Consider the following 24,300-nt stretch of genomic DNA (forward strand, 5'->3'; position numbering starts at 1 on the left):
CGGTGGCGGCGGGTCGGTCACGGCCTGCCGCCACCGCGTTCCCTCCAGCCGTGGAAGCGGTCGAGCAGTTCCTTGCCCCGGCTGCGCGCGGCCACGTCGCACACGGCCGCCGACATCAGCGGGGCTGTCCGCCGCTGGGCGAGCAGGAAGCGCTGGTTGACGACGGGCTGGGGCCGCCAGTGGTGCTTGTAGGGCTCGTTGCCGCGCAGCAGGCTCAGCACCCGGCGGCCGCCCGCCTCGGTGTGCTGGGCGCAGGCGTGCAGCAGCATCGTCGCCACGTCCGCCTTCCGCTCGCGCAGCTGAGGATGGGCGCCGTACAGATAGCCGCCCGCCAACTGCCGTGACAGCAGCGTCAGATCGACCGCCATCACGGTGTCGCCCAGCCGGAACTCGGTCACGACCGCGTCACCGGCGTCGACCATCGGCCCCACCGACCGGACCAGATGCTCGGCGAACCGCTCCTGCAGATGCTCGGCGGTCACCTTGCGGCCCTGCCACTGGAGCCGGTGCAGTTCGAGGAGCCGGCGCAGGGCCGCGCCCACCTCGTCGGGGCGTACGGCACGCCGTTCGACCCCCAGCGAGGTGAGTTTGCGCAGCTTGGCGCGGACCCGCTGCTGGGCCTTGGCCGTCGCGAGCCGTCCGATCAGATCGTCCATCGACGCGCCGGGCAGCTCCAGGCACAGGGAGTCCCGCACCCGCCGTCGTGGCCCGCGCCAGCTAGCGTAGACCCGCTCCACCGCGCCGCCGGGCCGTACCTCGCGGAAGTCGATCAGCGCGGTGCGGGCGGCCGTGGCGAGCCCCTCGGCGAGGGCGGCGGCCGCCCGGTCCGCCCGCTCGCCGTCCTCGATGAGCACATCCCCGAAGTCGGAGATCGACCCGCCGAGCGGCACCAGGGCCGGCCACGGCTGCCGTACGAGCATCAGCGGGGCGGCGGCGACCAGCTCACCGCCCTCGCGGACGAGGACGAGCCGGAGCCGGCCGGGTCTGCCGTACGAGAGCCACCAGGAGTGCAGCCAGGCGTGGCTCTGGAACGGGGTCGCCGCGCCGCACCGCCGGTACAGCCGCCCCCAGTCCTCGGCCAAGCGGCCGAACTCCCGCTCGTCCGTGCACAGTTCGGTCCGCGCCGCGCCGGTCGCGGCACCGGTCACCGTGCCACTCACAGCTGTCCGTGGACGTCGGCGGCGGTGGCCGGGCCGGGCACCGAGGGGGTGGGCGAGACGTCCGAGGACCGGCGCGGCCTGACCAGCATCACCAGCCCGCCGAGCAGCCCGCCCGCGCTCGCGCCGACCAGCCCGGTCACCGTCGAGGACGCCGACGACGCCTCGGTGGGCTTCATCGCGCGGGAGAACTGCAGCAGCTCCACATGGGTGCTGTCCTCGGCGGAGTTCGCGTGCCGGGTCAGCGAGCGCGACACGGCGTTGGCCATGTCCGCGGCGAGGTCCGGGCGCGCGGAGGTGGCGGTCACGGCGACCATCGGGGCGTCCGGCGAGGTCGCCGTCTGCACGCTCTCGCGCAGCGTCGCCACCGGTACGCCCGCCCACACCTGGGCGTCCCCCAGCACCGCGAGCTGCGTGGCGACCCGGCCGTACGCCTGGGCGAAGCCGAGCGCCGCCGCCGGGTCCGACTTCTCCGTCGGGACGGCGATGACATAGCTGGTGGCCGAGTACTGCGGCGTCCTCAGCTCGCCGTACGCGCCGCCGAGCAGGCCGCCCAGGACGGCGCCCGCGGCCAGCAGGGACCAGGGCGGCAGCCCCTTGGCGCGGACAAGTGCCGTCACCGGCCGGCCGGTTGTACGAGTGGGGTTTTCGGTCATGCGGAACTCACTCCCAGAGTTGCGGCCGTGTAGATGTCCATGAGCCGGTCGGCACTGCGGGCGATGCTGTAGTGGTGGGCCGCCTCGGGCGCGGAGCGTGGCCGCGGGCCCTGAGCGCGGACCTGCCGCAGGGCCCGTACGAACGAGTCCGCGCCGCCCTGGACGCGCCGGGCGAACGGGGCCGCGCCCGGCGGCAGGTCGTCGACGGCCGGGCAGGAGACGTAGAGGACGGGCAGGCCGGCCGCGAGGGCCTCCACGACGGCGAGACCGAACGCCTCCTCCGCGCAGGGCGAGGCGAGCGTGTCCATGGCTCCTATCAGGGAGGGCAGATCGAGACCCGAACCACCTTGTGAGGCATCGGTGTTGGGGCGCTCGCCGGTGAACAGCACCCGGTCGGCGACACCCGCGGCCTGCGCCGTACGCCGCAGTACGTTCTCCTCCGGACCGCCGCCGACCAGCAACAGCCATACGTCGTCGGGGAGTTCGGCCAGCGCTCGCACCAGCACCTCGAAGCGCTTGGCGGCCGTCAGACGTCCGACGCCCCCGACGACGTACGCGTCCTGCGGCAGCCCGAGGCGTCGCCGGGTGCTCTCGCGCCGGGCCGCGTCGAAGCGGAAACGCTCCACGTCGATGCCGTTCGGTACGACCTCGATGCGCGGCCCGGGCACGCCCCAGCGGCGCAGGCGCTCGGCGACCGTGGGCGACACGGCGACCGTGGCGCGCCCGAGGCGCTCGCTGGCCAGGTAGAGCCCGCGGACGCCCGGGGTGAGTCGGCGGCCCTCCATCTGCGAGTCGCCCAGCGAGTGCTCGGTGGCCACCACGGCCCGTACACCCGCGAGGCGCGCGGCGATCCTGCCGTACACGCAGGCCCGGTAGAGATGCGTGTGGACCACGTCGTACCGGCCGCCGCGGATCTCGCGGACGAGGCGGGGCAGCGCCGACAGGTCCCGGTTGCCGTGCATGCCGAGGTGCATGACGCGTACGCCGTCCGCGGTGAGGTCCTCGGCGACCGCGCCCGGGTTGGTGAGGGTCACGACGTCGCAGTCGACCGGCAGGTGGCGGACCAGTAGGCGCAGTTGCTGCTCGGCCCCGCCCACGCCGAGGCCGGTGATGACGTGCAGGGCCTTCACGGGGTCTCCTTCACCGGGGACTCCCCGGACGCGGGGGACGGCAGGGACACCGAGGTCGGCACGGGCTCCGGCGGCGTGAGGGGCACCGGGCGGCGGCGGAGCCGGTTGAGGCGGTACTTCAGCAGCAGCCGCCAGGAGGTGTCGTTCTCGCCGATGTGGACCCGGGGGAGGGCGAACGGTCCGGTCAGCGACCCGGGGTCGATCGCGCACGCGTAGTCGTAGCCGGCCGCGCGCACCACGTCGGCGACCCGCTGGTCGACGGTCCCGTACGGGTAGCAGAAGCCGAGGACCTCGCGGCCCGTCAGCTCGGAGAGCAGGGCCCGGCTGCCGCCGACCTCCGCGCCGAGCAGGGCGTCGTCCGCCTCGGTGAGGTCGACGTGGGTGAGGCCGTGCGAGGCGATCTCCAGGCCTTCGGTGTCCGCCAGTTCGCGGATGCCGTCGGCGGTGAGGAGCGGCTTGCGCGGGCCGAGCGGGTCCCATTCGTTCGTGCCGCCCAGCCTGCCGGGGAGCACGAAGACGGTGGCGCCGCAGTCCCAGCGCCGCAGCACCGGAAGGGCGTTGTCGGTGAAGTCCGCGTACCCATCGTCGAAGGTCAGCCCCACGAGGTCCCGCCCCTCATCCCGGGCGCGGGCCGCGAGCAGGTCGGCCATGCTCACCCCGCGCAGGCCCCGGCGGCGCAGCCAGCCGAGCTGCCGGTCCAGCCGGTCGGGCGAGACCGTGATGCGGTACGGGTCGTCCGAGCAGTCGCCCACCGAGTGGTACATCGCCACCCAGAGGGGCGCGGCCGGGCGCGGGTCGGTACGGGTCAGGTCGGGGGTGTCAGCGGAAACGGACATGCGGCAGCCTTCGTGTGACGGAGCGGAGGGCGGTACGGAAGGCGGGTGCGACGGCCTCGACGCCGAGCACCCGGAGCAGCAGGACGTAGACGACGGTCACGGTCAGACCGCCGGCGGCCAGGGAGAGTTCGGGGGAGTCCACGCGGCTCGCGCAGAAGGCCCCCGCGATGGCCGCGCACACGGCGGCCCGGACCGGCTTGGAGAGTTCGTGGACGACCCGGCGGGTGCGGATCGGTACGCTGCGCCGCTCGCCCATGCCGGACAGCAGCAGGGCCGCGGTGACGGTGATCCCGATCGCGTTGGCGGCGGCGATCCCGCGCACGCCCCAGGCATCGACGGTCCCCGCGCCGATCCAGGAGGTGGCGACGATGCCCGCCGCCATCGCGGCCAGCGGGTACCAGGTGGGCCGGCCGGCCGAGAAGTACGTCCGCACCAGCGCGCCCACCAGCGTGTGCCCGAGCAGCCCGACGGAGTAGACGCGCATGACGGTGGCCGTCGCCGCCGTGTCCTGGGCGGTGAACGCGCCACGCTGGAAAAGGAGTTGGATGATCTGCGGTGCGCACGCGAACACCGCGGCGGCGCCCAGCAGCACCATGCACGAGGCGACCGCGACATCGCGCTCCACACGGGAGCGGGCCCGCTCGGTGTCGCCCTCGGCGAGAGCCTGCGCCAGCACCGGGAAGGTGACGGTGCACAGCATCAGCGACAGTGTCATCGGGATCTGGGCCACCTTCTGCGCGTAGTTCAGATGCGAGATGGCTCCGGAGGGGAGGGTCGAGGCGAGGAAGCGCTCGATGAGGACCTGGGACTGACGGCACAGGGCGAACATGAGCACCGGTGCGATGAGGGCGAGTTCGACCGAGTGCTTCACCGAGGGGGCCGGGCCGTCGGTGGCCTCGGTGGCGGCCTCGGTGACTTGGGTGGCCTTGGTGACCTCGGGGCCGTCGAGGGGTGACTGGCCCTGTGCGGCGGCGGCTTCGGCCTCCGGGGCGGACCGGCGGCGGCCGAAGAGCTGCCGGGCGAGGGAGGGCGCCTGCGCCGCCACCATCAGACAGCCGCCCAGCGCGACGCCGACGGCCGCCGACCGCACGCCCCAGCGGCCGCCGAGGACGAACATCGCCGTGATGATGCCGGTGTTGTAGGCGACGTAGATGGCCGCGGGCGCCAGGAAGCGTCGGTGCGCCCGCAGGGCCGCGCTGCAGTATCCGGCGAGCCCGAAGCTCAGGACGCAGGTCGCGGTCAGCCGCGTGCAGTCGACGGCGAGCCCGGGGTCGGGCAGTCCGGGCGCGAGGCCCGCGACCAGGTAGGGCGCCCCGGCCATCAGCAGTGCCGCGACCGCCACGAAGGCCAGTGCGAGGCGCGGCAGTGTCGAAGCGACGAGCGCGCGGACGGGGTCGGCGCCGGTGCCTGACCCGCGCGCCCGCCGGGCCACCGCCAGGCTGAACGCCGGGACCAGCACGAAGGCCATCCCGTCCTCGATCAGCAGCGTCGCCGCGACCTCCGGCACCGTCCAGGCCACCAGGAAGGCGTCCGTCTCGGTCCCGGCCCCGAAGAGGTGCGCGAGCGCCTGGTCCCGGCCCAGACCGAGCAGGGCACCGGCGATGGAGAGAACGGCGGTGACGAGCGTGGCCTTGGCGAGGAACCCGCGGGTGGGCGGGGCGACTTCGTCGGGCGGCACGGCATCGACGGGTGCGACCCGGGCCGCGGGCAACGTGATCGGGTTCCCGGCTTTGGCCTCCGTGCCGCGTCCCTCGGGCGCAACCCTCTCGCCGGGAGAGCCCTCGGGCGCGGGCGACGCACCGAGCCCCGTGCCCCCGGCCCCCGACCCCGACCCCGACCCCGACCCAAGACGATCCCCAGCCCCCGACCCCGGCCCCGGCCCCCCACGACCCCCGGTCCGGACCACCGCGTCCTCCCCCTCCGCCCGGGAGGGCGTCACCGTCATCGCTCCCCGGCCTCCTCGGAGGCCAGCGCCCACCAGGCGCCGAGCCCGAAGAGGACCGCGGTCAGCGCGGTCGAGGGGCCGCCGATGTCGGCGTACGCGAAGTCGACGAGCTGCCAGGTCAGCAGCCCGCACGCGACCAGCGCGCAGTCGAGGCCGTGCGGCGCCTGCCGCCGTGCGCGAAAGAGCCTGCGCAGCCCGCACACCAGCAGGGCCAGCCAGCTCCCGGCCAGCGCGAGCAGCCCCAGCAGCCCCTGCTCGCTGAGGATCAGCAAGTACATGTTGTGCGGCGACAGGAGCGGCTGGCGCTTGAAGCCGGCGCCCGCGCCCTCCGTGTCGCTGCCCGACGACAGCGCGAGCGAGGCGTGCCCGTCGCGATGGTCGGGGAAGCCCTTCAGCCCGACGCCGGTCAGCGGCTGGTCGCGCCACATGTCGACCGCGGCCGCCCACATCGTGTAACGGTCCGTCACCGACTGGTCCGGCGCGTCCGCGACCTGCGTGATGCTGCTGATCCGCTCCTGGAGCATCGCGGTGCCCACCCCGAGCCCGCCCACGAGAATCACCGACGCGGCCGCCACCACCGCGAACACCTTCACCGCCCGCCGCATCCCGGCGAGCGCCAGCTGGGCCCCGCACGTCACGGCCGTCGCGATCCACGCGCCCCGGCTGAACGACAGCGCGAGCGGCAGCAACAGGGCGAGTGAGCACAGAGCCGCCACCGTCCGCTGTCGGCCCGGTCCCGCCCCGAGCGCCAGCCCGAGCGAGCACACCACGCCGAAGGACACCACGGTCGCCATCCCCATGACGTCCGCCGCCCCGAACGTGCCGACCGCCCGGATCTCCTCGCCCATGTACGAGGCCCCGGTGCCGGTCGCGTACTGATGGACCCCGATCGCCCCCTGCCACAGCGCGAGCCCGATCAGCGACCAGGCGACCAGCCGCGCGTCCCGGCGGTCGCGGATCAGCAGCATGACCGCCGCGGGCACGAGCACGAAGATCTGCAGATAGCGCACGAGCCCGGTGATCCCCGCCCCCGGCGAGGCCGCCCCCGCCGCCGCGAGCGCGATCCCGACGACGGGCAGGGCGAGTACGACTGCAGCGGTACGGGACAGGGGGCGCCGGCGGTCGCGTACGAGACGGATCGCGCAGAACAGCACGACCAGACCCGACACGGCGTCGGCGACGGTGCCGCCTCCTCCGTCACCGCCCCCGGAGACCGGCAGCGCCATCATGGCGACGAGGGCCACCACGGGCAGCACGGGAAGGAAGCGGCGCGGCACCGACACGGCGGTCGTGGGAGGAGGAGCGGTCAGCAGCTGGGTCACGCGGTCAGCTCCCCGTCGGGCGCACGAGTGAGGCGGCGGTGCGCAGCAGGATGCACACGTCCTGCCAGAGCGACCAGTTGTCGATGTACGCGTTGTCGAACCGGCAGCGGTCCTCGATCGAGGTGTCACCGCGCAGCCCGTGGATCTGCGCGAGCCCGGTGATCCCGGTCCGCATCCGGTGACGGGCCGCGTAACCGGGGTACGTCTGACTGAACTGGCCCACGAAGTAGGGCCGTTCGGGCCGCGGGCCGACCAGGCTCATGTCGCCCCAGAAGACGTTCCACAGCTGGAGCAGCTCGTCCAGCGAGGACCGGCGCAGGAAACGGCAGAACCAGCTCATCTCGTGCTCGTTCGCCACGCTCCACCGCGTCGCCGCCTCGTGCGCGTCGACCGGCCGGTGCGTACGGAACTTCAGCAGCGTGAACGGCCGCCCGTCCTTGCCGATCCGCTCCTGCCGGAACACCACCCCGGGCCCGTCGCCGATCCGCAGCACGACCGCGCACACCAGCAGCACCGGACTGACCATCAGCAGCAGCACCCCGGACACCAGCACGTCCAGCAGCCGCTTCCCGGCGCTCCCGTACCGCCGCCCCACCGGCAGCCGCCGGCAGGCGAACCCCGCGAGCCGGTCCGCTCTCTCGTACGCCGGAGAGTCCGCGTCCACCTCCCACACCGCGCAGCCCGACTCGCCCAGCGCCCGCAGCAGCGGCCCCTGTTCGGCGCGCGCGGCGGGGCCCACGACGAGCACGTCCTGCACGCCGTTCTGGATGAGCGCCCGCTGGACCTCCTCGCCCGTGGTCAGGACCGGCAGTCCCTCGCCGCCGGACGTCTCGTCGGAGACGACGCCCACCGGCCGTACCCCGCAGCCCGGGTGGCGCAGGAAGGCGGCCGCCACGCGCTGTGCCGTCGCGGCCCGGCCGACCACGAGGGCCGAGCGCGGCCGTCGCAGCAGCGCCCGGCGCCGCCGCCCGTGCACAGCGCCGCGGCCCGCGCAGCTCGCCGCCGACTGCACCGCGCAGCCGAGGACCAGGGTGCGGGCGGACAGCGCGTGGTCCGGGGAGTACGCCGCGAGCAGGGCCGCGAGCGCGCACCAGCCCACCGCGATCCGGCCGCAGACGGCGGGCAGTTCGTCCAGGACCGCGGGGACGGGAGCGGCGCGGTACAGCGACCCGTGCGCGTTCAGCCACAGCACCGCGAGCACCAGCAGGACGAGCGGAAGCGGATGCGTCCAGGGCAGCACCAGGCCGCCGCCGAGCAGTGCCGCGCAGACGTCCGCGGCCGGCAGCGGCAGCCGCGAGGCACGCCGTACGAACGGCCGTCCGCCGCTGGGGAATCTGAAGCCGCCGTGGGCCTCGCGCGGCGGGATGACCGAGACGGGCGAGAATCCGTGGTCCGTCGCCCGCGGCCGGCCACCGGGGGAGGGAACGGTACTTTCCGCAGTCACGTGTGGATGGACTCCCTGCACTCGGTGGCTTCCACGCCCGTGTTCCGTCCTCTCGGCCGCGTCGACCTCGTCGGCCGGGTGCCGATCAGCTCGCGGTACACCTGGGCGACGGCCTCGGCCGTGCGCCCGATGTCGTGCGTGGTCGTTACGTACCGGCGCCCCTGATGGCCGAGCGACTCGCGCAGCAGCGGGTCGAGCAGCAGCTCGGCTACGGCCGCGGCCAGTTCGTCCGGCCGGTCCGGCGGCACCAGACAGCGCGGCCCCTGACCCGGCGGCAGACTCTCGCGCGCCCCGTCCACGTCGGTGATCACGACCGGCCGCCCGCAGGCCATGGCCTCCAGCGGGGCCAGCGCCATGCCCTCCCAACGGGACGGCAGGACCACCAGATCGGCGGCCTGGTACCAGGGCACGGCCTCGGTGACGGCCCCGGCGAACAGCACCGACGAGGGAGCGGTGGCCCGCAGCGCCTGCGCGTCCGGGCCGTCGCCCACCAGCACGAGCCGCGCCTCCGGCACCCGTCGGGACACCTCGCGCCAGGCGTCGAGCAGGACGTCCTGCCCCTTCTGCCGGCACAGCCGACCGACGCAGACCACGAGGGGCGCCGCCGGATCGATCCCGTCGAGCAGCGGAATCGCGGCCCGTACGGTTCCGACCGACGCCGGGTGGAAGCGCTCCGGATCGACCCCGTTGGGGATCACGGTGAACCGGCCGGCGATCCCGGACCGCCGCCCGGTCCGTCGCTCCGCCTCGCTGACGCACACCACGCGGGAGGCCCAACGCGCACCCAGCCGCTCCCAGTTGAGGGCGAGCAGCCCCGTGACCCCGCCGGCCGCCTCGAACGACCAGGCGTGCGGCTGGAACACGGTCGGCACCCGCCCGCGCACGGCGAGCCGCGCCGCGAGTCCCGCCTTGGCACTGTGCGCGTGCACCAGGTCGGGGTCGACCTCCCGCACGACCTGGCGCAGACTCCGTACCTCCTGCGCGAGCCACGGCCCGGGCGAACGGGTCGCGTGCCAGGTCCGTACGCCGCAGCCCAGTGTCTCGGCCGCCGCGGCGAGTGAGCCGCCCGCCGGACAGGCGACGGTGACCTCGGTCCCGGCGGCCAGCTGGGCCCGTACGAGATCCGTGATCACGCGGGCCACCCCGCCGTCGACGGGCTGGGAGACGTGCAGGACCCGCGGCCGAGGGCCGGGCGGTGACAGTTGCATGCGTGCGTTCCTCGCTCACGGATGGCGCTCGGAGGGGCTCAGGGGGAGGTCACTGGGGAACTCACGGGGAAGAGGAGAAGGCGTCAGCGCTTCGCGTCGACGGCGACGAACAGCGCTCCGGCCCAGGCCGTGTCGCGCGGCGACACCAGGCGGAAGTCGAGACGGTCACCGCCGTGCCGCAGCCCCTTGTCGAGCTCGAAGACGTCGGAGTCGTACCCGAGCGTGTTCGGATACGCGGGCGTGCGTCCCGGGGCCGTCCGGCCGGGCTCGCTGATGGTCGAGTTCAGTACGTCGTCACGGGGGTTCACGCCGTTGGCCAGACGGGTCGTCAGGCCGCCCGCGGACAGGGTGAGCGAGCCGCCGGTCCGCCCGCGGTCACCGTTGTAGGCGACGAGCCCCGCACGCCCTTCGGCCCCCTTGGGGAACTTCGTGCCGGGCAGCCGGACCGTCTGCTCCCTGCCCGCGCCCAGTGGGTCGAAGCCGTCCCACATCGCCAGGTGCCGCAGCGGCTCCGACTCCTTCTCGTACGCCACCATCAGCGTCCAGCCGCCCCACGCCCCGGCCGCCGAGTGGCCCATCGCCACGTTGACCTGCGCCACGGTGTAGGCGCCCGCGCCGCTGGAGCGCACCAGACGGGTGACGTCCGCCGAGGCCTGGAAGGCGTCCGCGCCGTGCGCGACCCGGTGCCCGACGACCGTGTCGGCGAGCACCTCCTTGTACTGGCCGCCCGGCTCGGCGATCAGCACCCGCCCGTTGTCCTTGGGCGGCTTCTGCTCACCGACCCGGAGGTTGCCGCCCCAGTACAGCCGCGCGTACGAGACCCGGGCGCCGGCCGGCGGACGGACCTCGGCGCGGCTGGAGTTGTAGGTGTTCGGGTCGTTGTCGACGTCGATGTAGAACATCTCGAAGTCGTCGTTGTCGTCGTTCGCGGCGGCCCGGCCCTCGCGTGCGGCGGGACAGGACGCCGCCGCCCGCTCGACGGGCCTCCTGCAGGTGATGGACGAGTTGGCGGCCCTGACGATCCCGCCGTGCTGGAGCGCGCGGTACCGCTGTGTGAAGGCGAGGCTCTCGGCCTCGGCGGCCGGCGCTGTCGACGTCGTGGGCATGGCAGGCGCGGCCGCCGCCGGTCCGCCCGGTGCCCACAGCGAGGCGAGGGAAAAGACACCCACCATCCCACGGCGCAGCAGAGGACCCAGGGAATTGCGCATGACCGGCGTTGCCCTTTCGGGGGGATTTTCGAGAGGAGGTTCTGACCCTGCGGACGGACAAGCTGTGGACATCACCTGAGTGCCGCCATGACTCCCCGTCTGTTTCAAGCGGCCTGAGGAGGAACGCAACTGTAGCTGCTATCCGTATTTATCGGTGAAACCCGTCAAGTGTGTCGTAATCATGCTGCATACACTGGTTGACGCCGTGTCGGGCGGAGACTCCGTCCTGGGCCCGGCCTCCGCCCGGTACTCGCTCCGGGACTTCACCCATTTGGTGGCACAACCCGCGCCAGTGCCGCGCGTTGATTCCAGAGCCGGGCACCCCGCCCGGATTGTTGTGTCAATCCCAAGGAGCACCTCTCCATGTCGCGTATCGCGAAGGGCCTGGTCCTTACCTCCGTTGCCGCCGCCGCCATGGCAGGCACCGGTGGCGTCGCCGCCGCCGACAGTGACGCGCACGGCTTCGCCGCCCACTCCCCGGGCGTCCTGTCGGGCAACCTGGTCCAGGTCCCGGTCCACGTGCCGGTCAACGTCTGCGGCAACACCGTGAACGTCATCGCGCTGCTGAACCCGGCGTTCGGCAACGAGTGCGCCAACGACTGACGTCGCTGCGCAGCCCTTGACCGGCCGTCCTCCCGCAGGGAGGGCGGCCGGTCCGCGTTGCCCCGAATGGGCGGAGGGGTGCCAAGTGCCCGGGGGACACCCGGGCATGGCGCCTCACCAGGGACAACGGACGCGGCGGCCCGCCCGGGCCGCTACGGAGAGCAGTTGTTCGGTTGCAGGAGGTGCTCACCGATTCCACGGTGAGCACAAGATCCGTACGCACCACCGAAAGGACCCCTCCATGCGTGCTCTGCCCGCACGGCGTATCGCGGCTCCCGCACTCTGCGCCACGCTTCTGCTCGGGATCGCCGGACCGGCCGCCGTGGCCGCCGACCACGACTCGACCCGCGACGCCCGTTCGATAGCGGCCGAGGCGCCGGTGCCCGGAGCGGACGCTCTGCTGGCGCAGGTCAAGAGCCTCGGCGACGTCGGCGGAGTGCTCACTCCGGTCACCGACCTGCTCAACGCCGTGCTCAAGGCCGACAACGGCCAGCTTCCCGCCGCCGACGCGGCCAAGCTCGCCGACGCGGTGAAGGCCGCCATCGCCAAGGCCTCCGCGGCCGCCCCGGCCGCCGGCGCGGTGACCCCGCCCGTCAAGGCCGAGCGGGACCAGGCCGTGCCGACCGCACCGCCCACCCCGGCCGCCCCGACCATGCCCGCCGTTCCGACGGCGCCGGCCAAGCCCGCGACGCCCGACAGCGCGACGTCGCCGGTCGTGCCGAGCGCGCCGGCCACTCCCGCGACACCGGCCAAGCCTGCCGCTCCGGCCACGCCGGTCACCCCCGTCACGCCGGTCGCCCCGCCGGCCGCGCTGCCGGAGGTGCCGAAGCTTCCGGCGGCCCCGGCGCTGCCGCTGCCGAAGGACGCCGAGCGTGCGGTCGCCGAGGCGCCGCTCGACCTCAAGGCCGACGCGCTCAAGGCCCTGCAGGCCGCGGTCGACTCCCTGGTCAAGGCTGCCACCAGCGGTGACGTCGCCGGTGTCGCTGCGGCCGCGCTGGCCGTCGTGACGGGCCTCGTCAACGTCGTCGTCGCCACGGTCCTGGGCGGCGGCCTGCCCGCGGCGAACCTGCCGGGTCTGCCCAAGCTGCCCCTGCCGACGGGCGCCCTGCCGCTGCCCACCGGCGGCCTGCTGCCGTCCTGAACGATCCGCGGACCACTGCCCTCCTGAGAACGGGGAACGGTGGCTGACGCGAAGCAGTCGCACATCCCGGCCGTCGGGCCGGTCCGTCATCCGGGCCGGCCCGACGGCTGTTTTCATATGAGGGATCCCATTTGACGATTTGACACACCCTTCAATTGGGTGGCTTCCAGGAAATTTCGGCGAACGGAGTTTCCGTCCAGAACGGGGATCGTTGGGCAGGGCGCAGTTCAGCGAAATTTCCCTCCGGCGACGCGAGTTGCCGACGAAAGGAACACGATGAAGTCCCTGAAGGCCGCCGCCGTCGTCGCCGGGTCCCTGGTCATCGCTGCTGCCGCAGCGCCCGCCTTTGCCGCCGACCTCACGCCCTCCAGTCTCAACGGCGGCCTCGACTCGGCGCTCGGCGCGCTCACCACCGAGCCGGTGGACGCCGCGGACGCCATGCCCCTGCAGTCGCAGTCGAACGCGCTCGACACGCAGAACAAGGACTCGGTGCTGAACACCGTCGACGGCGCGACGAAGGCCCTCAACTCGGCGGAGGGTCCCACGGGCCTCCTGGGTGGTCTTCCCCTCCAGAAGTGACTTCGGACGCAACTCCGGACGTAACTCCGGACGCGGCATCGGACGCAACTTCCGGAAGTGACGAAGGGCCGGTTCCGCATCACGCGGAACCGGCCCTTCGTTCTGTTCTCCGATTATCCGTGCCGTTCCTATTGTTCTTTCCGGCCGTTCGACGCCGTCCCCCGTTCGTGTGGAGACCCAGCCGGAAATCCCCCGGGCGAGTGAGAAACGGAGCGGACGCATTCCGGCGCGTCGATACGGTTCCGCGGTGACCTCAACATCAAGCGAAACGCGTCCTTTCCGTGCCGCCGACCTCGGCACGCTCGTCGTCATGGCGTGGAGCGGCGAACACCCCGACGGTGACATGCCCTTCCTGCTGGCCTACTCGCTCGGTGACGGCGAGGGCGGCCCCGAGGGTTCCACGGCCGCCGTCGAGCAGCTGCTGCAGCGCAGCGGCCTGCCCATCGGCGACGAGATCGTCGACGGCACCCGGCAGCCCAGCTTCCCCGTCGGTCTCCTCGTCGAGGCCGGCCAGGCCGTCGTCACCATGGCCCACCTCAACGCCCAGTGCTCCGTGCCGCCGGAGTGGCTCGCCGCGGTCGGCGAGCGCGGCTACGCCTACTTCCTGTTCACCACCCGCCCCTGGCCCGAGGCCGAGCCGGGCAAGCCCGTCGCACCGGAGGCGCTGGCCGCCTTCGCCGGCGACGAGAAGACCCTGAACAGCGCGGCGCACGCCCTCCTCCCGGCGCGCAGCCTGCGCGGCTGACGATGCGCACCGCGGGCGCCGGCCGCGCGTTCGCCCTGCTGCTGGTGATCACGGGCGCGGCCGGACTGCTGGCCTCCTGGGTCATCACCATCGACAAGTTCAAGCTGCTGGAGGACCCGGACTTCACCCCCGGCTGCAGCCTGAACCCGGTCGTCTCCTGCGGCAACATCATGAAGAGCGACCAGGCCTCCGCCTTCGGCTTCCCCAACCCGATGCTCGGTCTGGTCGCGTACGGCATCGTGATCTGCGTCGGCGTGAGCCTGCTGGCCGGTGCGGCGTTCCCGCGCCGGTACTGGCTGACGCTCGACGCGGGCACGCTGTTCGGCGTCGGGTTCGTGACGTGGCTGCAGTACGAGTCGCTGTACAGCATCAACGCGCTGTGCCTGTGGTGCTGCCTCGCCTGGATCGCCACCGCCGTCATGTTCTGGTATGTCACGTCGTTCAACGTACGAAATGAGTTCCTGCCCGCACCCGGCTGGGTGAAGGGATTCCTCGCCGAATTCACCTGGGTGCCGCCGGTCCTGCATCTGGGGATCATCGGAATACTCGTGTTGACGCGTTGGTGGGACTTCTGGACGAGCTGACAATTGCATCCACCGGGGGAATTTTGATCTGTTGTCGTTGGCCGGGTCGTTACGCGTTTCGGACGCAGCCCCCCGAATCCCGAAAGGCCCGTACCTGAGATGAAGTCGACCACCCGAGGAACTCTTGCCGCCGTCGTCACCTGTGTGGCGGCCGCCGTCGCGACGCCCGCCGTCGCGGCCGACGGGATCCCGGTCGCCGTACCGCTGGACGGTGTGGAGAACTCGCTGAACATGGAGATGCCCAGGATCGGCGGCTCCCTGCCGCTGCCCACGCCGGGCAACCCCGACGGGCCGCGGTACGTCGAGGGCCGGCTGCTGCCGGACCGGGCCGTCCCGCAGCTGCCGGTCACCAGCGACCTGCCCTCCCTCGACCTGCGTACGCCGGTGCCGCGCGTTCTCGGGGACACCTTCGACCACGTCGCCGCCAGCACGCCCACGTCCGACCTGCGCGCCCTGACGCCGGGCGCCTCGCTGGACGCCCCGCTGACCGCGCCCCAGGCGGACAAGCTCGGTCTCCCGGCCCCGAAGCTGCCCGAGGTCGGTCTTCTCGCCCCGGTCCTGCAGGCGGCGCCGGGGGCGACCCTGGGCCTCGCGCCCGGGCTGTAGACACCACGGGCCGACCCGGCCAACCGGCCGTACAGACCGAACAGTTCATGGAGGAGTGCGGGTGGGAGCGGTGAACGGTACGCGGCGGGATGTCCTGAGAGGGCTGCTCGTCGCGGCCGTCGCCGCCGCCCTGGCTCCGCTCCTCGCGGCCTCGCGCCCGTCGCGTACCGAGCCGCCCGCGTCCGGCGAACCGGCCGAGTCCGAGGCCGACTTCGAAGCGGAGTCCGAGACCGGTCTCGCGTCCGGGTTCGACGAGATGTACCGCGGACGACGAATCCGCGGGGTCAAGGACGCCACGGACGTCAGGGATGCCACGGACATCGAAGGCGCGGCGAGTGGTGTCCGGCGAACCGGTGCCGCGGGCCCGGGCCCCGCCGGGCAGTGGAGGGTCACCGTGGACGAGAGGCCGCTGCACCTCATGCGGCGGGCCGACGGCGGCTATCTGACCATGGTCGACCACTACCAGTCGTATCCGACGCCGCTCGCCGCCGCCCGCGGGGCCGTCGACGAACTGGGCGGCACACTGCGGCTGCGCGCGGCCGCCACGGGGGCGGAGCGGGGGGAGGGGCACGGGCATGGCGTACACGCGTAAGAACGTGAGCGCGCTGACACGGGCCGAGAGGCGCAGGCTGGTCGGCGCGTTCCTGGAGATCAAACGCACCGGCGAGTACGACGAGTTCGTCCGCATGCACATCGACCACTACGTGTCGGACGGCGACGGCGGGCTGCGTACGGCCCATATGGCGCCCTCCTTCCTGCCCTGGCACCGGCGGTTCCTGCTGGAGCTGGAGCGGGCGCTGCGGCGGGTCGACTCCGGGGTGTCCGTGCCGTACTGGGACTGGACGAAGGACCGGACGCCCGCCGCCTCGCTGTGGGGGGAGGACCTGCTGGGGGGCAACGGGCGTCGCTCCGACCGGCAGGTGACGACCGGGCCGTTCGCCTACCAGCACAAGAAGTGGGTCGTCAGGGAGTCGATGACCGACGGCGAGTACCTCATGCGTGACCTCGGCCGGCCCCACGATCCGCTCGCCCTCCCGACCGCGAACGAGCTCGCGCGGGCCCTCAAGGACCCGGTGTACGACACGACCCCCTGGGATTCCACCTCCTCCCGCGGCTTCCGGAACAAGCTCGAAGGGTGGGGGACCGGGCAGGGCAACGACGCCTGGCGCAACCACAATCGCGTGCACCGCTGGGTCGGCGGGCACATGCTCGGCGGGGCCTCGGTCAACGACCCCGTCTTCTGGCTGCACCACTCGTTCGTGGACCTGCTCTGGACGCGCTGGCAGAAGCGGCACCAGGGGACCCGGTATCTGCCCGCGTCGCCGCCGGAACTCGGGGACCGGCAGCGGGGACGCGTGGTGGCACGGCACGAGGAGATGCCGCCGTGGGGCGTGACGCCGGACGAGTTGGAGGACCACAGCCGGATCTACCGGTACGTCTGATGTGCCGGTACGTCTGATCCACCGGCGCAGCTGATCCATCGGTACGTCCGGTCTGCACGTCCGGTCTGCCGGTTACGTGTGACCGGCGGCGCGTGACAGGTGAACAGGGAAAGGCCCCCGGTGGTGTGTACCGCCGGGGGCCCTTCGCGTGAGTGCGGTGACTCAGTGGCCGTAGCCCTTGGGGCCGTGTCCCTTGGGGCCGGGGTGACCCTTCGGGCCGTCGTCGACGTTCGCGCACTCGTTGCCGAACGTCGGGTTCAGCAGCGCGATGACGTTCACGGTGTTGCCGCAGACGTTGACCGGCACGTGGACCGGGACCTGGACGACGTTGCCCGACAGGACGCCGGGCGAGCCGACGGCCTTGCCCTCGGCGCCCGCGTCCGCCATGGCCAGACCGGCGCCACTGATCACAACGGCACTCGTGCCGAGAGCCACACCGGCTGCCTTCGCGATGCGAGACATCACGTTCACTCCTTCGATTTCGGTGAGCGCGGCTGCTCCGACGCGACCGCACTGCCCGTTCAACGCGAGGGCCCACAGGGGGTAACGGTGCTCACCGGGGCATCATCCACCAAGCTCCTTCATATGGGGTGATAAAGCATATGAGTGTCCTCCTTGTTCGGTTCCTGGTGGCGGTCCGGGCCCGGCTCACGGAACAGGCGGCCGGGCCACCAGAACCAGCGGCCCAGGTCGAGGGCGAGGGCCGGCACCAGGACCGTACGGACGAGGAAGGTGTCCAGGAGGACGCCGATGCCGACGATGACGCCCATCTGGGCCATCGTCACCAGGGGCAGCCCGGCGAACACCGCGAACGTGGCGGCGAGGACGATGCCCGCGGAGGTGATCACGCCTCCGGTACTGGTCAGTCCCTCCAGGACACCTCGGGTGTGACCGAGGCGGGCGGTCTCCTCCTTCACCCGGTGCATGAGGAAGATGTTGTAGTCGATGCCGAGGGCGACCAGGAAGACGAAGCCCATGAGCGGGATCGACCAGTCGACGCCCGCGAAGTCCAGGACGTGCTCGAAGAGCAGGTTCGAGGCGCCCAGTGCCGCGAAGTACGACAGCACGACGGTGGCCAGGAGCAGCAGCGGGGCGACGAGGGCACGCAGCAGCCACACGAGTACGGCGAGGACGACCAGCAGCACGATCGGGATGACCGTGGTGAGGTCGCGGTCGGCGGCCCGCTGGGTGTCCAGTGCCTCCGCGGTGGTGCCGCCCACCAGGGCGTCCTGCCGGTGCACCGCGTCGCGCAGGGCGTCGACGGTGTCCTTGGCGGCCCGGCTGTCGGGGGCGTCCTTCAGCACCACGTCCAGCGTGGCGAGCCGGCCGTCCGGCGTACGGTCGCCGGTCTCGACGCGGGCGACACCGGGCACCGTCCGCGCCGACTCGCGTACCTCGGCGGTCCGTTCGGGGGCGGTGACGATCGTGGCCGGGTCCGAGGCACCCGACGGGTAGTGGGCGGAGATCCTCTCCTGGGCGACGACCGACCCGGGCTTGTCCTGGAACATCTCGGCCTGGGTGAGGCCCAGGTTGATCCCGGCCGCGCTGAGGGCGAGTACGCCCGTGACGGCGGCGGACATCAGCCAGGACCAGCGGGGGCGCCGGGCGACCGCGTTCCCGATCCGGGCCCAGACGGTGCGGGGCTTGCGGGCGGGCGTGCCGTGGCGTGGGACGAAGGGCCAGAAGACCCAGCGGCCCGCGACGACCAGCAGGGCCGGAAGCACCGTCACCATCGCCAGGAAGGCGCAGACGACGCCGACCGCGCCCACGAGGCCCAGCGAGCGTGAGGAGTTGATGTCGGCGAAGGCGAGACAGGCGAGGCCGGCCGCGATGGTGCCGGCCGAGGCGAGGACGGCCGGGCCCGAGCGGCGCAGGGCGATCCGCATCGCCGTGTGCCGGTCCTCGTGGCGGTGCAACTCCTCACGGTAGCGGGCGATCAGCAGGAGCGCGTAGTCCGTGCCGACGCCGAAGACGAGCACCATGAGAACGCCCGAACTCTGCGGATCGACCGGCAGATCGGCGTACTTGGCGAGCAGATAGGTGCCGGCCTGGGTGAGGACGGCGGCGAAGCCGACCGCGAGGATCGGGAAGAGCCAGAGGACCGGGCTGCGGTAGGTGATGAGCAGCAGGGCGGCCACGACCAGGCCGGTGGCGATCATCAGGGTCGAGTCGAGGGTGTCGAACACCGCGACCGAGTCGGTGAGGGAGGCGGCCGGGCCGCCCACCTCGACGTCCACGCCGGGCGGGGCGTTCGCCGCCGCCACCGCGCGCAACTCGTCGACCTTGTCGGTGACTTCGTCCTCCGAGTCCAGGGGGACGACGGTCATCAGGGCCTTGCCGTCGTCGGAGGGGATCGGCTGCGAGACCTCCTCGCCCCTGGGTACGAACGGGGCGAAGGCGGTGCGGTCCGCGGCGGCCTTGGCGTTCATCGCGCCATCGCCATCGCCATCGCCATCGCCATCGCCGGTGCCGGCGTCGTTCGTGTAGATGACGACCGCCGGCATGATCGGGTCCGTACGGAACTTCTCCAGTTCCGTGTTGACCCGCGCGGACTCGGAGCCGCCCGGCAGGAAGGCGTTGGCGCTGGAGTCCTCGACGTCGCCGAGCTTTCCGGCGAGCGGGCCGAGTGCGACGGCCAGGATCAGCCAGGCCGCGAGGACGAGCCATTTGCCGCGCCGGCCGCCGGGCGCACCGGTGGCGCGCTGGAGCAGCGCACGCATGAGTAGTCTCCTTCGTGTGGAGCGCGCCGCCGGTCATGTACCGGCTCTGGGCCGGTCCATGACCGGCCCGGGGCGCACGTGGGCCCGCACCACGGCGCAACAGGTGTCACGACCTGCCGTGGCGTTCGGGATGTGTGTCAGGGATGTCGTTCCGCTTCGGTACGGCCGGGAGTTGGCGCTCCCGGCCGTACGCGCGGTCGTGCGGTGGTTCGGCAGTGCGGTGGTTCGGTGGCGGGGCTTTTGGCGCCGCCCGCTACTCGATCTCGCGCATCATCTTCTCCATCGAGTTGACCGACAGTCGCGTCTGCGTCAGCTCGTCGAGGGTCTGCCGCTGCTCCTCGACCGTGCGTCGCTGCAACTCCACGGTGTCCTCGAGGAGTTGGGCGTACTTCGCGGCCAGCTCCTTGTACTGCTGCTCGCGGGCGGCCAGCATCCGGGCGCGCCAGGTGGCGGCGACCTGCCAGACGATCACGATCAGCAGGGAGAAGAGCCCGGCCGCGCCGACGGCGCCGACCAGGACCCCCAGTTCGTCGGCGCTCGCGGCGGTCGTCACCAGTTGCTCCTTCACTTGGCTTCCTCTTTCGCGGTCTTCGCGGTCTTGGCGCTCTGCGTGGTCTGCGCGGGCTGATCCGCCTTGTTCGTCTTGTCCGTCGGCTCGGTGATCGTCGTGGCCGCCCGTGCGATGACGTGCGGCGTCAGTCGGTAGCAGAACGGGGCGACTTCGAAGTACTTCATCGCCTTGCCGTCCTCCGAGAGTTCGAGCGTGCCGACGACCAGTCCGGCCGCCTCCAGCCGCTGCAGGTGCATGTGCAGCAGCGGGCGGCCCATACCGATCTCCCGAGCCAGCGCGCTGACGTAGTTCCGGCGCTCCATGAGGGCCGCGACGATCCGCAGGCGATGCGGATTGCCCAGCGCGGAGAGCACCTTCAGCAGCTCGTCGCCGGTTGGTTCCGGATCGGGCATCGCGCCCCTTTCCTTCGTACCTGTCAGAAAAGGCTGACAGCTGTCTCCAGGACCTGTCAAAGACTTCTGACACATCTCGGGGATGACATCGGGGGCGTCTCAGGGTTGCGTCAGGGTCGGACCCGGCTCACTGGCGTGTGCAGCGGCCCTTCGGGCTCGCGGCCGGGGGACTGCACTGGAGGCTGTAGTCCGCCGACGCCGTGCTCAGGTAACGGCCGACGCAGGTGGTCGGCGTGGTCCTGCCGCGTTCCGCGCAGAAGCTCAGGGCGGCGCGGCCGTCGGTGAAGGGGCCCGGGGCGTAGATGACCCAGAAGCCCGGGCGGAGCGAGGCGTAGTCGTCGCTGCGGACGTAGACCGCCTCGGGGACGGACTTGCGGACGGCCGCGAGCCGTTGGTCCCGCGCGGCGGTTCCGGAGCCGACCGGTTCGGAGAACAACTGGGCGATCCACCGGCCGTCGGTGGCGGGCGGGGTGGTCGACTCCTTGGACGGGGACGCGGCCGGCTGCGAGGCCTCCTTCGACGGCGCGGGTGTCGATGCGGGCGTGGGCGTCTTCTTCGCGGACGGGGAGGTCGCGGTGCCGGACGCCGAAACGCCGCCGCCCTTGGCCTTGCCGTCCTCGCCGTCCGACTCGCGGAGGTTGAGGACGAGGGCGGTCGCGGCGGTGGCGAGGGCGGCCACGACGACGGCGACGGTGGCGATGAGAGCCGGGCGCCCTCTGCGCCCCCGCAGAGGGACGTTCTGTACGTTCTGGACGCGCGTCGGGTGTTCGCCGACCGGCTCGGCCGGTTCGGCGGGCACGGGACCGCCGGGAACCGTGCTGCCGGGCCCGGGCACGGGACCGCCGGGAATCGTGGCGCCGGACGCGGGCGGTGCGCGCAGGACGTGTGTCGGCGCTGTCGTCGGGCCGGGCGGCAGCGGGGCCGTCGCCGTCGGCAGCGCCCAGTCCGGAGTCGTACCCGACTCGACCTGCGCCAGCATCGCGTCCAGCCGCGCCGCGTCGGGGCGGGCCGCCGGATCCCGTACGAGCAGGGCCTGGAGCACGGGCGAGAGCGGGCCGGAGCGCACCGGCGGCGGTACGGCCTCGTCGAGGACGGCGGCGAGGGTGCCCAGGGTGGTGCCGCGGCGCAGCGGGCTGATGCCCTCCACGCAGACGTACAGGACGAGCCCCAGGGACCAGAGGTCTGAGGCCGGGTCGTCGTCGTTGCCGCGGATCCGCTCGGGGGCGATGTACTCGGGGGAGCCGATGAGTTCGCCGGTCGCCGTCAGCGCGGTCGACCCCTGGAGGGCCGCGATGCCGAAGTCGGTGAGCACGGCGGAACCGTCGGTGCGCAGCAGGATGTTGGCCGGTTTGACGTCCCGGTGCTGGATACCGGCGGCGACCGCCGCGCGCAGGGCGGCGAGCACCTGACGGCCGAGACGGGCGGCCTCCGAGGGGGTCAACGGGCCGTCGTCCAGCCGCGCCTGGAGCGAGACGCCGTCCACCAGTTCCATGACGAGCCAGGGGTGCGGGTCGTCGTCGACGATGTGGTGGATCATCACCACGTTCGGGTGGCTGATCCGGGCGAGTGCCCGCGCCTCGCGCAGCACCCGCTCGCGGACGGAGGCGGAGGCCGCCGCGTCGTGCCGTACGGCCTTGAGGGCGACCTCGCGGTGCAGGACGCTGTCGCGGGCCCGCCACACCGTCCCCATGCCGCCACTGCCGAGCCGCTCGATCAGCTCGAACCGCCCGTCGACCATGTCCCCCGCTGCGTTCATGGCCGACAGATTAGTGGGGCTCGCCCGGCGCTCAGGACGTCGGGTGCTTACGCCCGAAGCAGCGCTCCAGTTCGTTCAGCTCGTAGAACGTGCTGCCCTTGGACACCGGGCGGCAGCCCTGCCTGAACGCGGTCTCCTTCTCGTTGTAGAGCATCCGTACGAGGTAGGTGTGGCCCTTGCGGAACACGTCCCACTGGATGTTCGCGGCCATCGGCGCCACGGACGCGCCGCGCCAGGGGTTGCCGGCGTAGGTGTACGGGCGCTGGGCGGTCACCGGCTTCGTACTGCCCGGCAGACCCATCAGCGCGGCCAGCGGGATGATCTCCTCGGCGTGGGTGAAGCGCAGTTCCGCGCCGAGGTCGCTGGTGCCGGCCCGCTTGGCCTCGGCCTTCTTGAAGAAGTCGTCGAGCAGGACGCCGGCCATCTTGTAGGTGATGTCGCTGTCGGCGAAGCCGGGGCCCTTCTCGTAGAAGTCCTCGGCGTCGCTCAGATATCCGAACCAGGCGGCGTCGCGCGGCGCGATGTACCGGTCCATGTGCCAGCCGCGGCCGCCCGGGCTCTCGGCGCTCATCGCGGGGGCGATGCCGTAGAGGTTGTAGACCGCCTCGGCCGCGTCGACGTCGCTGCCGACGGCGGAGAACTCACCCGCGGAGATCCGTGCGACGAACGCCGGCTTGAAGATCTTCTTCAGTACGTTCACGGCGGCGCGGTGGGTGGCCGGCTGGTCGGTGACGCTCTTGAGCGTGTCCGCGAGCCGCTTGTCGTTGTCGATGTAGTCGCGGTAGGCGGCGCCCCCGGCCGCCTTGTGGAAGTACAGCAGGTCCTCGTCCGCGCGGGCGGGCCCGATCAGCGGCTTCAGCGCCGGGTCGGCCTTGGTGAGCGCGGTCGCGAACTCGCCCGCGCTGTCCACCGCGCGCCCCTGCCCGGAGCTGACGACGTCGATCGGCTCGCCGTCCTCGGCGATGTGCGCGAAGAGTCCCGGGAGCCGCTTCTCCATGCGTACGGCGGTGTCCTGGATCTCCTGCCTGCCACGCCCGCTCAGGTTTCCGTACCCGACCTTGGCCATGGCGTCGAGCAGAGCCTGGACCTGGGGCCCGAACTCCCTGCCCGCCTCGGTCAGCTGCCCCTCGCTCGCCGCCCGGTCCCACAGCTTGAGGATGAGGTCACCGTCCTCGCTGTCGGTCGCGGCGCGGGACCCGTGCCGGGAGACGTTCTCCGTGAACACCGGCTCGAACCCCCGGGGCGCGGCTCGGTACGTCCGCGGGTTCTGCCCCGGTGCGTACGAGGCCTTCGTCCCGTAGCTGTCGCTGTGCCCGTCGGCCGAGTTGCCGGCCGAGCCGCTGTTCGAATGGCCGGTCGAGTGGCCCGCGGCGTGGGCGGGCAGCGCGCCGGAGAGGAGGGCGCACAGGGCGAGGCCGAGGGCGGGAGTGAGACCGGGGGAGAGGCGTTTCATGGTTCGTCTCATGGGGCGTCGCTTCATGGGTGGGCCGTCGTTTCGTCGGGCGGGAGAGGCCATGTCCGCAGTTGTGGCCTCTGGGAGGGGATCGAACGATCCGCCGCATCGTTTCCGCCGCGGGCCAACACCGGGTGACCGCGGTGTGGCTCGTTTCCGACTGGTGGTCCATGGAGGGACCATGGGCTGGTCAAGGGCGGGTGTGCCCGTTCTCGCCCACGTTGTGACCGGTCGAGCAGTGGTGTGACACCGGATTCATTTTCGGACAGTTTTCGGATCCCGAACGGTGAATGACGCCCGGTTCGGGCGCTCCTGAGGCGCTCAAGGTGCTCGGCGCAGGCCGGGAGGGGCCGGAGAACGTCGCGCGTGTCCGCTGCGACCGCCTGCCGAAGCAAGCCCCGACCAGCAAAAAAGCCCTCCCGGAGGGGAGGGCGGGGATAGGCGCCCCCGGCAGGACTCGAACCTGCGGCCAAGCGCTTAGAAGGCGCCTGCTCTATCCACTGAGCTACGGGGGCCGGGTGTGGTGGCCTGTGGTGCTGGTGCCCGGGTGTGGGCGGGTCCGTGACCTTGCCGGGGACAAGGATAGAGCGCCCGGGTCCCTGTCCTTGGTGCTTCGCCTCCGTGGCTCGATGTGGAGGTTCGGTGAAGCGGTCCTGATAATCGCAGGCAGGTGCGAATCGTGCATCGCTTTTGGCGTCTCACGCCCCGGGTGTTGTGCACTCGTTATGCCTGCGCCCCATGCGTCCCTTCCGCCTCGTATGTCCGATCGGCGCGCAGACATGCTCATATGCTTCAGAAAGCC

The 24,300-nt window shown here is 72.4% G+C and carries 23 protein-coding genes and 1 tRNA gene; 8 read left to right on the forward strand and 16 right to left on the reverse strand.

Annotated features, from left to right (window positions below; all coding sequences use genetic code 11):
* Positions 1-17 precede the first annotated feature (17 nt).
* The 9 genes from OG718_RS34540 to OG718_RS34580 all read right to left on the reverse strand — a co-directional run bounded on the left by OG718_RS34540 (position 18) and on the right by OG718_RS34580 (position 10,906).
* Positions 18-1,160: a GNAT family N-acetyltransferase gene (locus OG718_RS34540; protein ID WP_328846004.1), complete on the reverse strand. Its 1,143-nt coding sequence runs from the start codon at positions 1,158-1,160 to the stop codon at positions 18-20.
* Positions 1,157-1,813, reverse strand: a complete 657-nt coding sequence (locus OG718_RS34545; RefSeq protein ID WP_306940069.1) for a lipopolysaccharide biosynthesis protein — start codon at positions 1,811-1,813, stop codon at positions 1,157-1,159. Before OG718_RS34545 ends, OG718_RS34540 begins: the two co-directional genes overlap by 4 nt.
* The gene (locus tag OG718_RS34550) at positions 1,810-2,943 is read right to left on the reverse strand and encodes a glycosyltransferase (protein ID WP_143632316.1); all 1,134 of its coding nucleotides are present in this window, start codon (positions 2,941-2,943) and stop codon (positions 1,810-1,812) included. The genes OG718_RS34545 and OG718_RS34550 overlap by 4 nt, the downstream gene beginning before the upstream one ends.
* On the reverse strand, positions 2,940-3,779 hold the full coding sequence (locus tag OG718_RS34555; RefSeq protein WP_328846005.1) for a polysaccharide deacetylase family protein: 840 nt from the start codon (positions 3,777-3,779) through the stop codon (positions 2,940-2,942). The genes OG718_RS34550 and OG718_RS34555 overlap by 4 nt, the downstream gene beginning before the upstream one ends.
* On the reverse strand, positions 3,763-5,724 hold the full coding sequence (gene murJ / locus OG718_RS34560) for a murein biosynthesis integral membrane protein MurJ (protein ID WP_443055188.1): 1,962 nt from the start codon (positions 5,722-5,724) through the stop codon (positions 3,763-3,765). Before murJ ends, OG718_RS34555 begins: the two co-directional genes overlap by 17 nt.
* A complete protein-coding gene (locus tag OG718_RS34565) occupies positions 5,721-7,046 on the reverse strand; it encodes an O-antigen ligase family protein (RefSeq protein ID WP_443055189.1) in 1,326 nt (441 codons plus the stop codon). Before OG718_RS34565 ends, murJ begins: the two co-directional genes overlap by 4 nt.
* A gap of 4 nt (positions 7,047-7,050) precedes the next feature.
* Complete coding sequence (locus tag OG718_RS34570) at positions 7,051-8,490, reverse strand: exopolysaccharide biosynthesis polyprenyl glycosylphosphotransferase (RefSeq protein WP_328846007.1); 1,440 nt, start codon at positions 8,488-8,490, stop codon at positions 7,051-7,053.
* Positions 8,487-9,698: a glycosyltransferase gene (locus OG718_RS34575; RefSeq protein WP_328846008.1), complete on the reverse strand. Its 1,212-nt coding sequence runs from the start codon at positions 9,696-9,698 to the stop codon at positions 8,487-8,489. The genes OG718_RS34570 and OG718_RS34575 overlap by 4 nt, the downstream gene beginning before the upstream one ends.
* A gap of 83 nt (positions 9,699-9,781) precedes the next feature.
* Complete coding sequence (locus OG718_RS34580; RefSeq protein WP_186001003.1) at positions 9,782-10,906, reverse strand: DUF3344 domain-containing protein; 1,125 nt, start codon at positions 10,904-10,906, stop codon at positions 9,782-9,784.
* A 363-nt stretch (positions 10,907-11,269) separates the two neighbouring features.
* On the opposite strand from OG718_RS34580, the gene OG718_RS34585 reads away from it, so the two are divergent.
* The 8 genes from OG718_RS34585 to OG718_RS34620 all read left to right on the forward strand — a co-directional run bounded on the left by OG718_RS34585 (position 11,270) and on the right by OG718_RS34620 (position 16,606).
* Positions 11,270-11,509 (forward strand): chaplin, encoded by a 240-nt coding sequence (locus tag OG718_RS34585; RefSeq protein WP_055618009.1) that lies wholly within the window; start codon positions 11,270-11,272, stop codon positions 11,507-11,509.
* Positions 11,510-11,750: 241 nt separating this feature from the next.
* Positions 11,751-12,650 (forward strand): hypothetical protein, encoded by a 900-nt coding sequence (locus OG718_RS34590; RefSeq protein WP_143632310.1) that lies wholly within the window; start codon positions 11,751-11,753, stop codon positions 12,648-12,650.
* Between the two features lie 276 nt (positions 12,651-12,926).
* Entirely contained in the window at positions 12,927-13,229 is a 303-nt protein-coding gene (locus OG718_RS34595; RefSeq protein WP_143632308.1) for a hypothetical protein, read from the forward strand.
* A 247-nt stretch (positions 13,230-13,476) separates the two neighbouring features.
* Positions 13,477-13,974, forward strand: coding sequence for a DUF5949 family protein (locus tag OG718_RS34600; RefSeq protein WP_143632307.1), 498 nt, complete (start codon positions 13,477-13,479; stop codon positions 13,972-13,974).
* Between the two features lie 2 nt (positions 13,975-13,976).
* Positions 13,977-14,558, forward strand: a complete 582-nt coding sequence (locus OG718_RS34605; protein WP_328846009.1) for a vitamin K epoxide reductase family protein — start codon at positions 13,977-13,979, stop codon at positions 14,556-14,558.
* 99 nt (positions 14,559-14,657) lie between these two features.
* Positions 14,658-15,164, forward strand: a complete 507-nt coding sequence (locus OG718_RS34610; protein WP_143632303.1) for a hypothetical protein — start codon at positions 14,658-14,660, stop codon at positions 15,162-15,164.
* Between the two features lie 61 nt (positions 15,165-15,225).
* Positions 15,226-15,756, forward strand: a complete 531-nt coding sequence (locus tag OG718_RS34615) for a tyrosinase family oxidase copper chaperone (RefSeq protein WP_328846010.1) — start codon at positions 15,226-15,228, stop codon at positions 15,754-15,756.
* Positions 15,740-16,606 (forward strand): tyrosinase family protein, encoded by an 867-nt coding sequence (locus tag OG718_RS34620; protein WP_328846011.1) that lies wholly within the window; start codon positions 15,740-15,742, stop codon positions 16,604-16,606. The genes OG718_RS34615 and OG718_RS34620 overlap by 17 nt, the downstream gene beginning before the upstream one ends.
* Before the next feature lie 162 nt (positions 16,607-16,768).
* On the opposite strand, the gene OG718_RS34625 is transcribed toward OG718_RS34620, so the two are convergent.
* The 7 genes from OG718_RS34625 to OG718_RS34655 form a co-directional block, all read right to left on the reverse strand.
* The gene (locus OG718_RS34625) at positions 16,769-17,068 is read right to left on the reverse strand and encodes a chaplin (RefSeq protein ID WP_143632297.1); all 300 of its coding nucleotides are present in this window, start codon (positions 17,066-17,068) and stop codon (positions 16,769-16,771) included.
* A 119-nt stretch (positions 17,069-17,187) separates the two neighbouring features.
* Positions 17,188-19,326 carry an MMPL family transporter gene (locus OG718_RS34630; protein WP_328846012.1) on the reverse strand — a complete coding sequence of 713 codons (2,139 nt, stop codon included), beginning with the start codon at positions 19,324-19,326 and terminating at the stop codon, positions 17,188-17,190.
* A 253-nt stretch (positions 19,327-19,579) separates the two neighbouring features.
* Complete coding sequence (locus OG718_RS34635) at positions 19,580-19,894, reverse strand: hypothetical protein (protein ID WP_186001002.1); 315 nt, start codon at positions 19,892-19,894, stop codon at positions 19,580-19,582.
* Complete coding sequence (locus OG718_RS34640; protein WP_328846013.1) at positions 19,891-20,289, reverse strand: ArsR/SmtB family transcription factor; 399 nt, start codon at positions 20,287-20,289, stop codon at positions 19,891-19,893. The genes OG718_RS34635 and OG718_RS34640 overlap by 4 nt, the downstream gene beginning before the upstream one ends.
* A gap of 127 nt (positions 20,290-20,416) precedes the next feature.
* Positions 20,417-22,045: a protein kinase domain-containing protein gene (locus OG718_RS34645; protein ID WP_328846014.1), complete on the reverse strand. Its 1,629-nt coding sequence runs from the start codon at positions 22,043-22,045 to the stop codon at positions 20,417-20,419.
* 31 nt (positions 22,046-22,076) lie between these two features.
* On the reverse strand, positions 22,077-23,510 hold the full coding sequence (locus OG718_RS34650) for a histidine-type phosphatase (RefSeq protein WP_443055190.1): 1,434 nt from the start codon (positions 23,508-23,510) through the stop codon (positions 22,077-22,079).
* A gap of 430 nt (positions 23,511-23,940) precedes the next feature.
* Positions 23,941-24,013 (reverse strand) — tRNA-Arg (locus OG718_RS34655).
* Between the last annotated feature and the right edge of the window lie 287 nt (positions 24,014-24,300).

It is taken from the genome of Streptomyces sp. NBC_00258 (assembly GCF_036182465.1).
Taxonomy (GTDB): domain Bacteria; phylum Actinomycetota; class Actinomycetes; order Streptomycetales; family Streptomycetaceae; genus Streptomyces.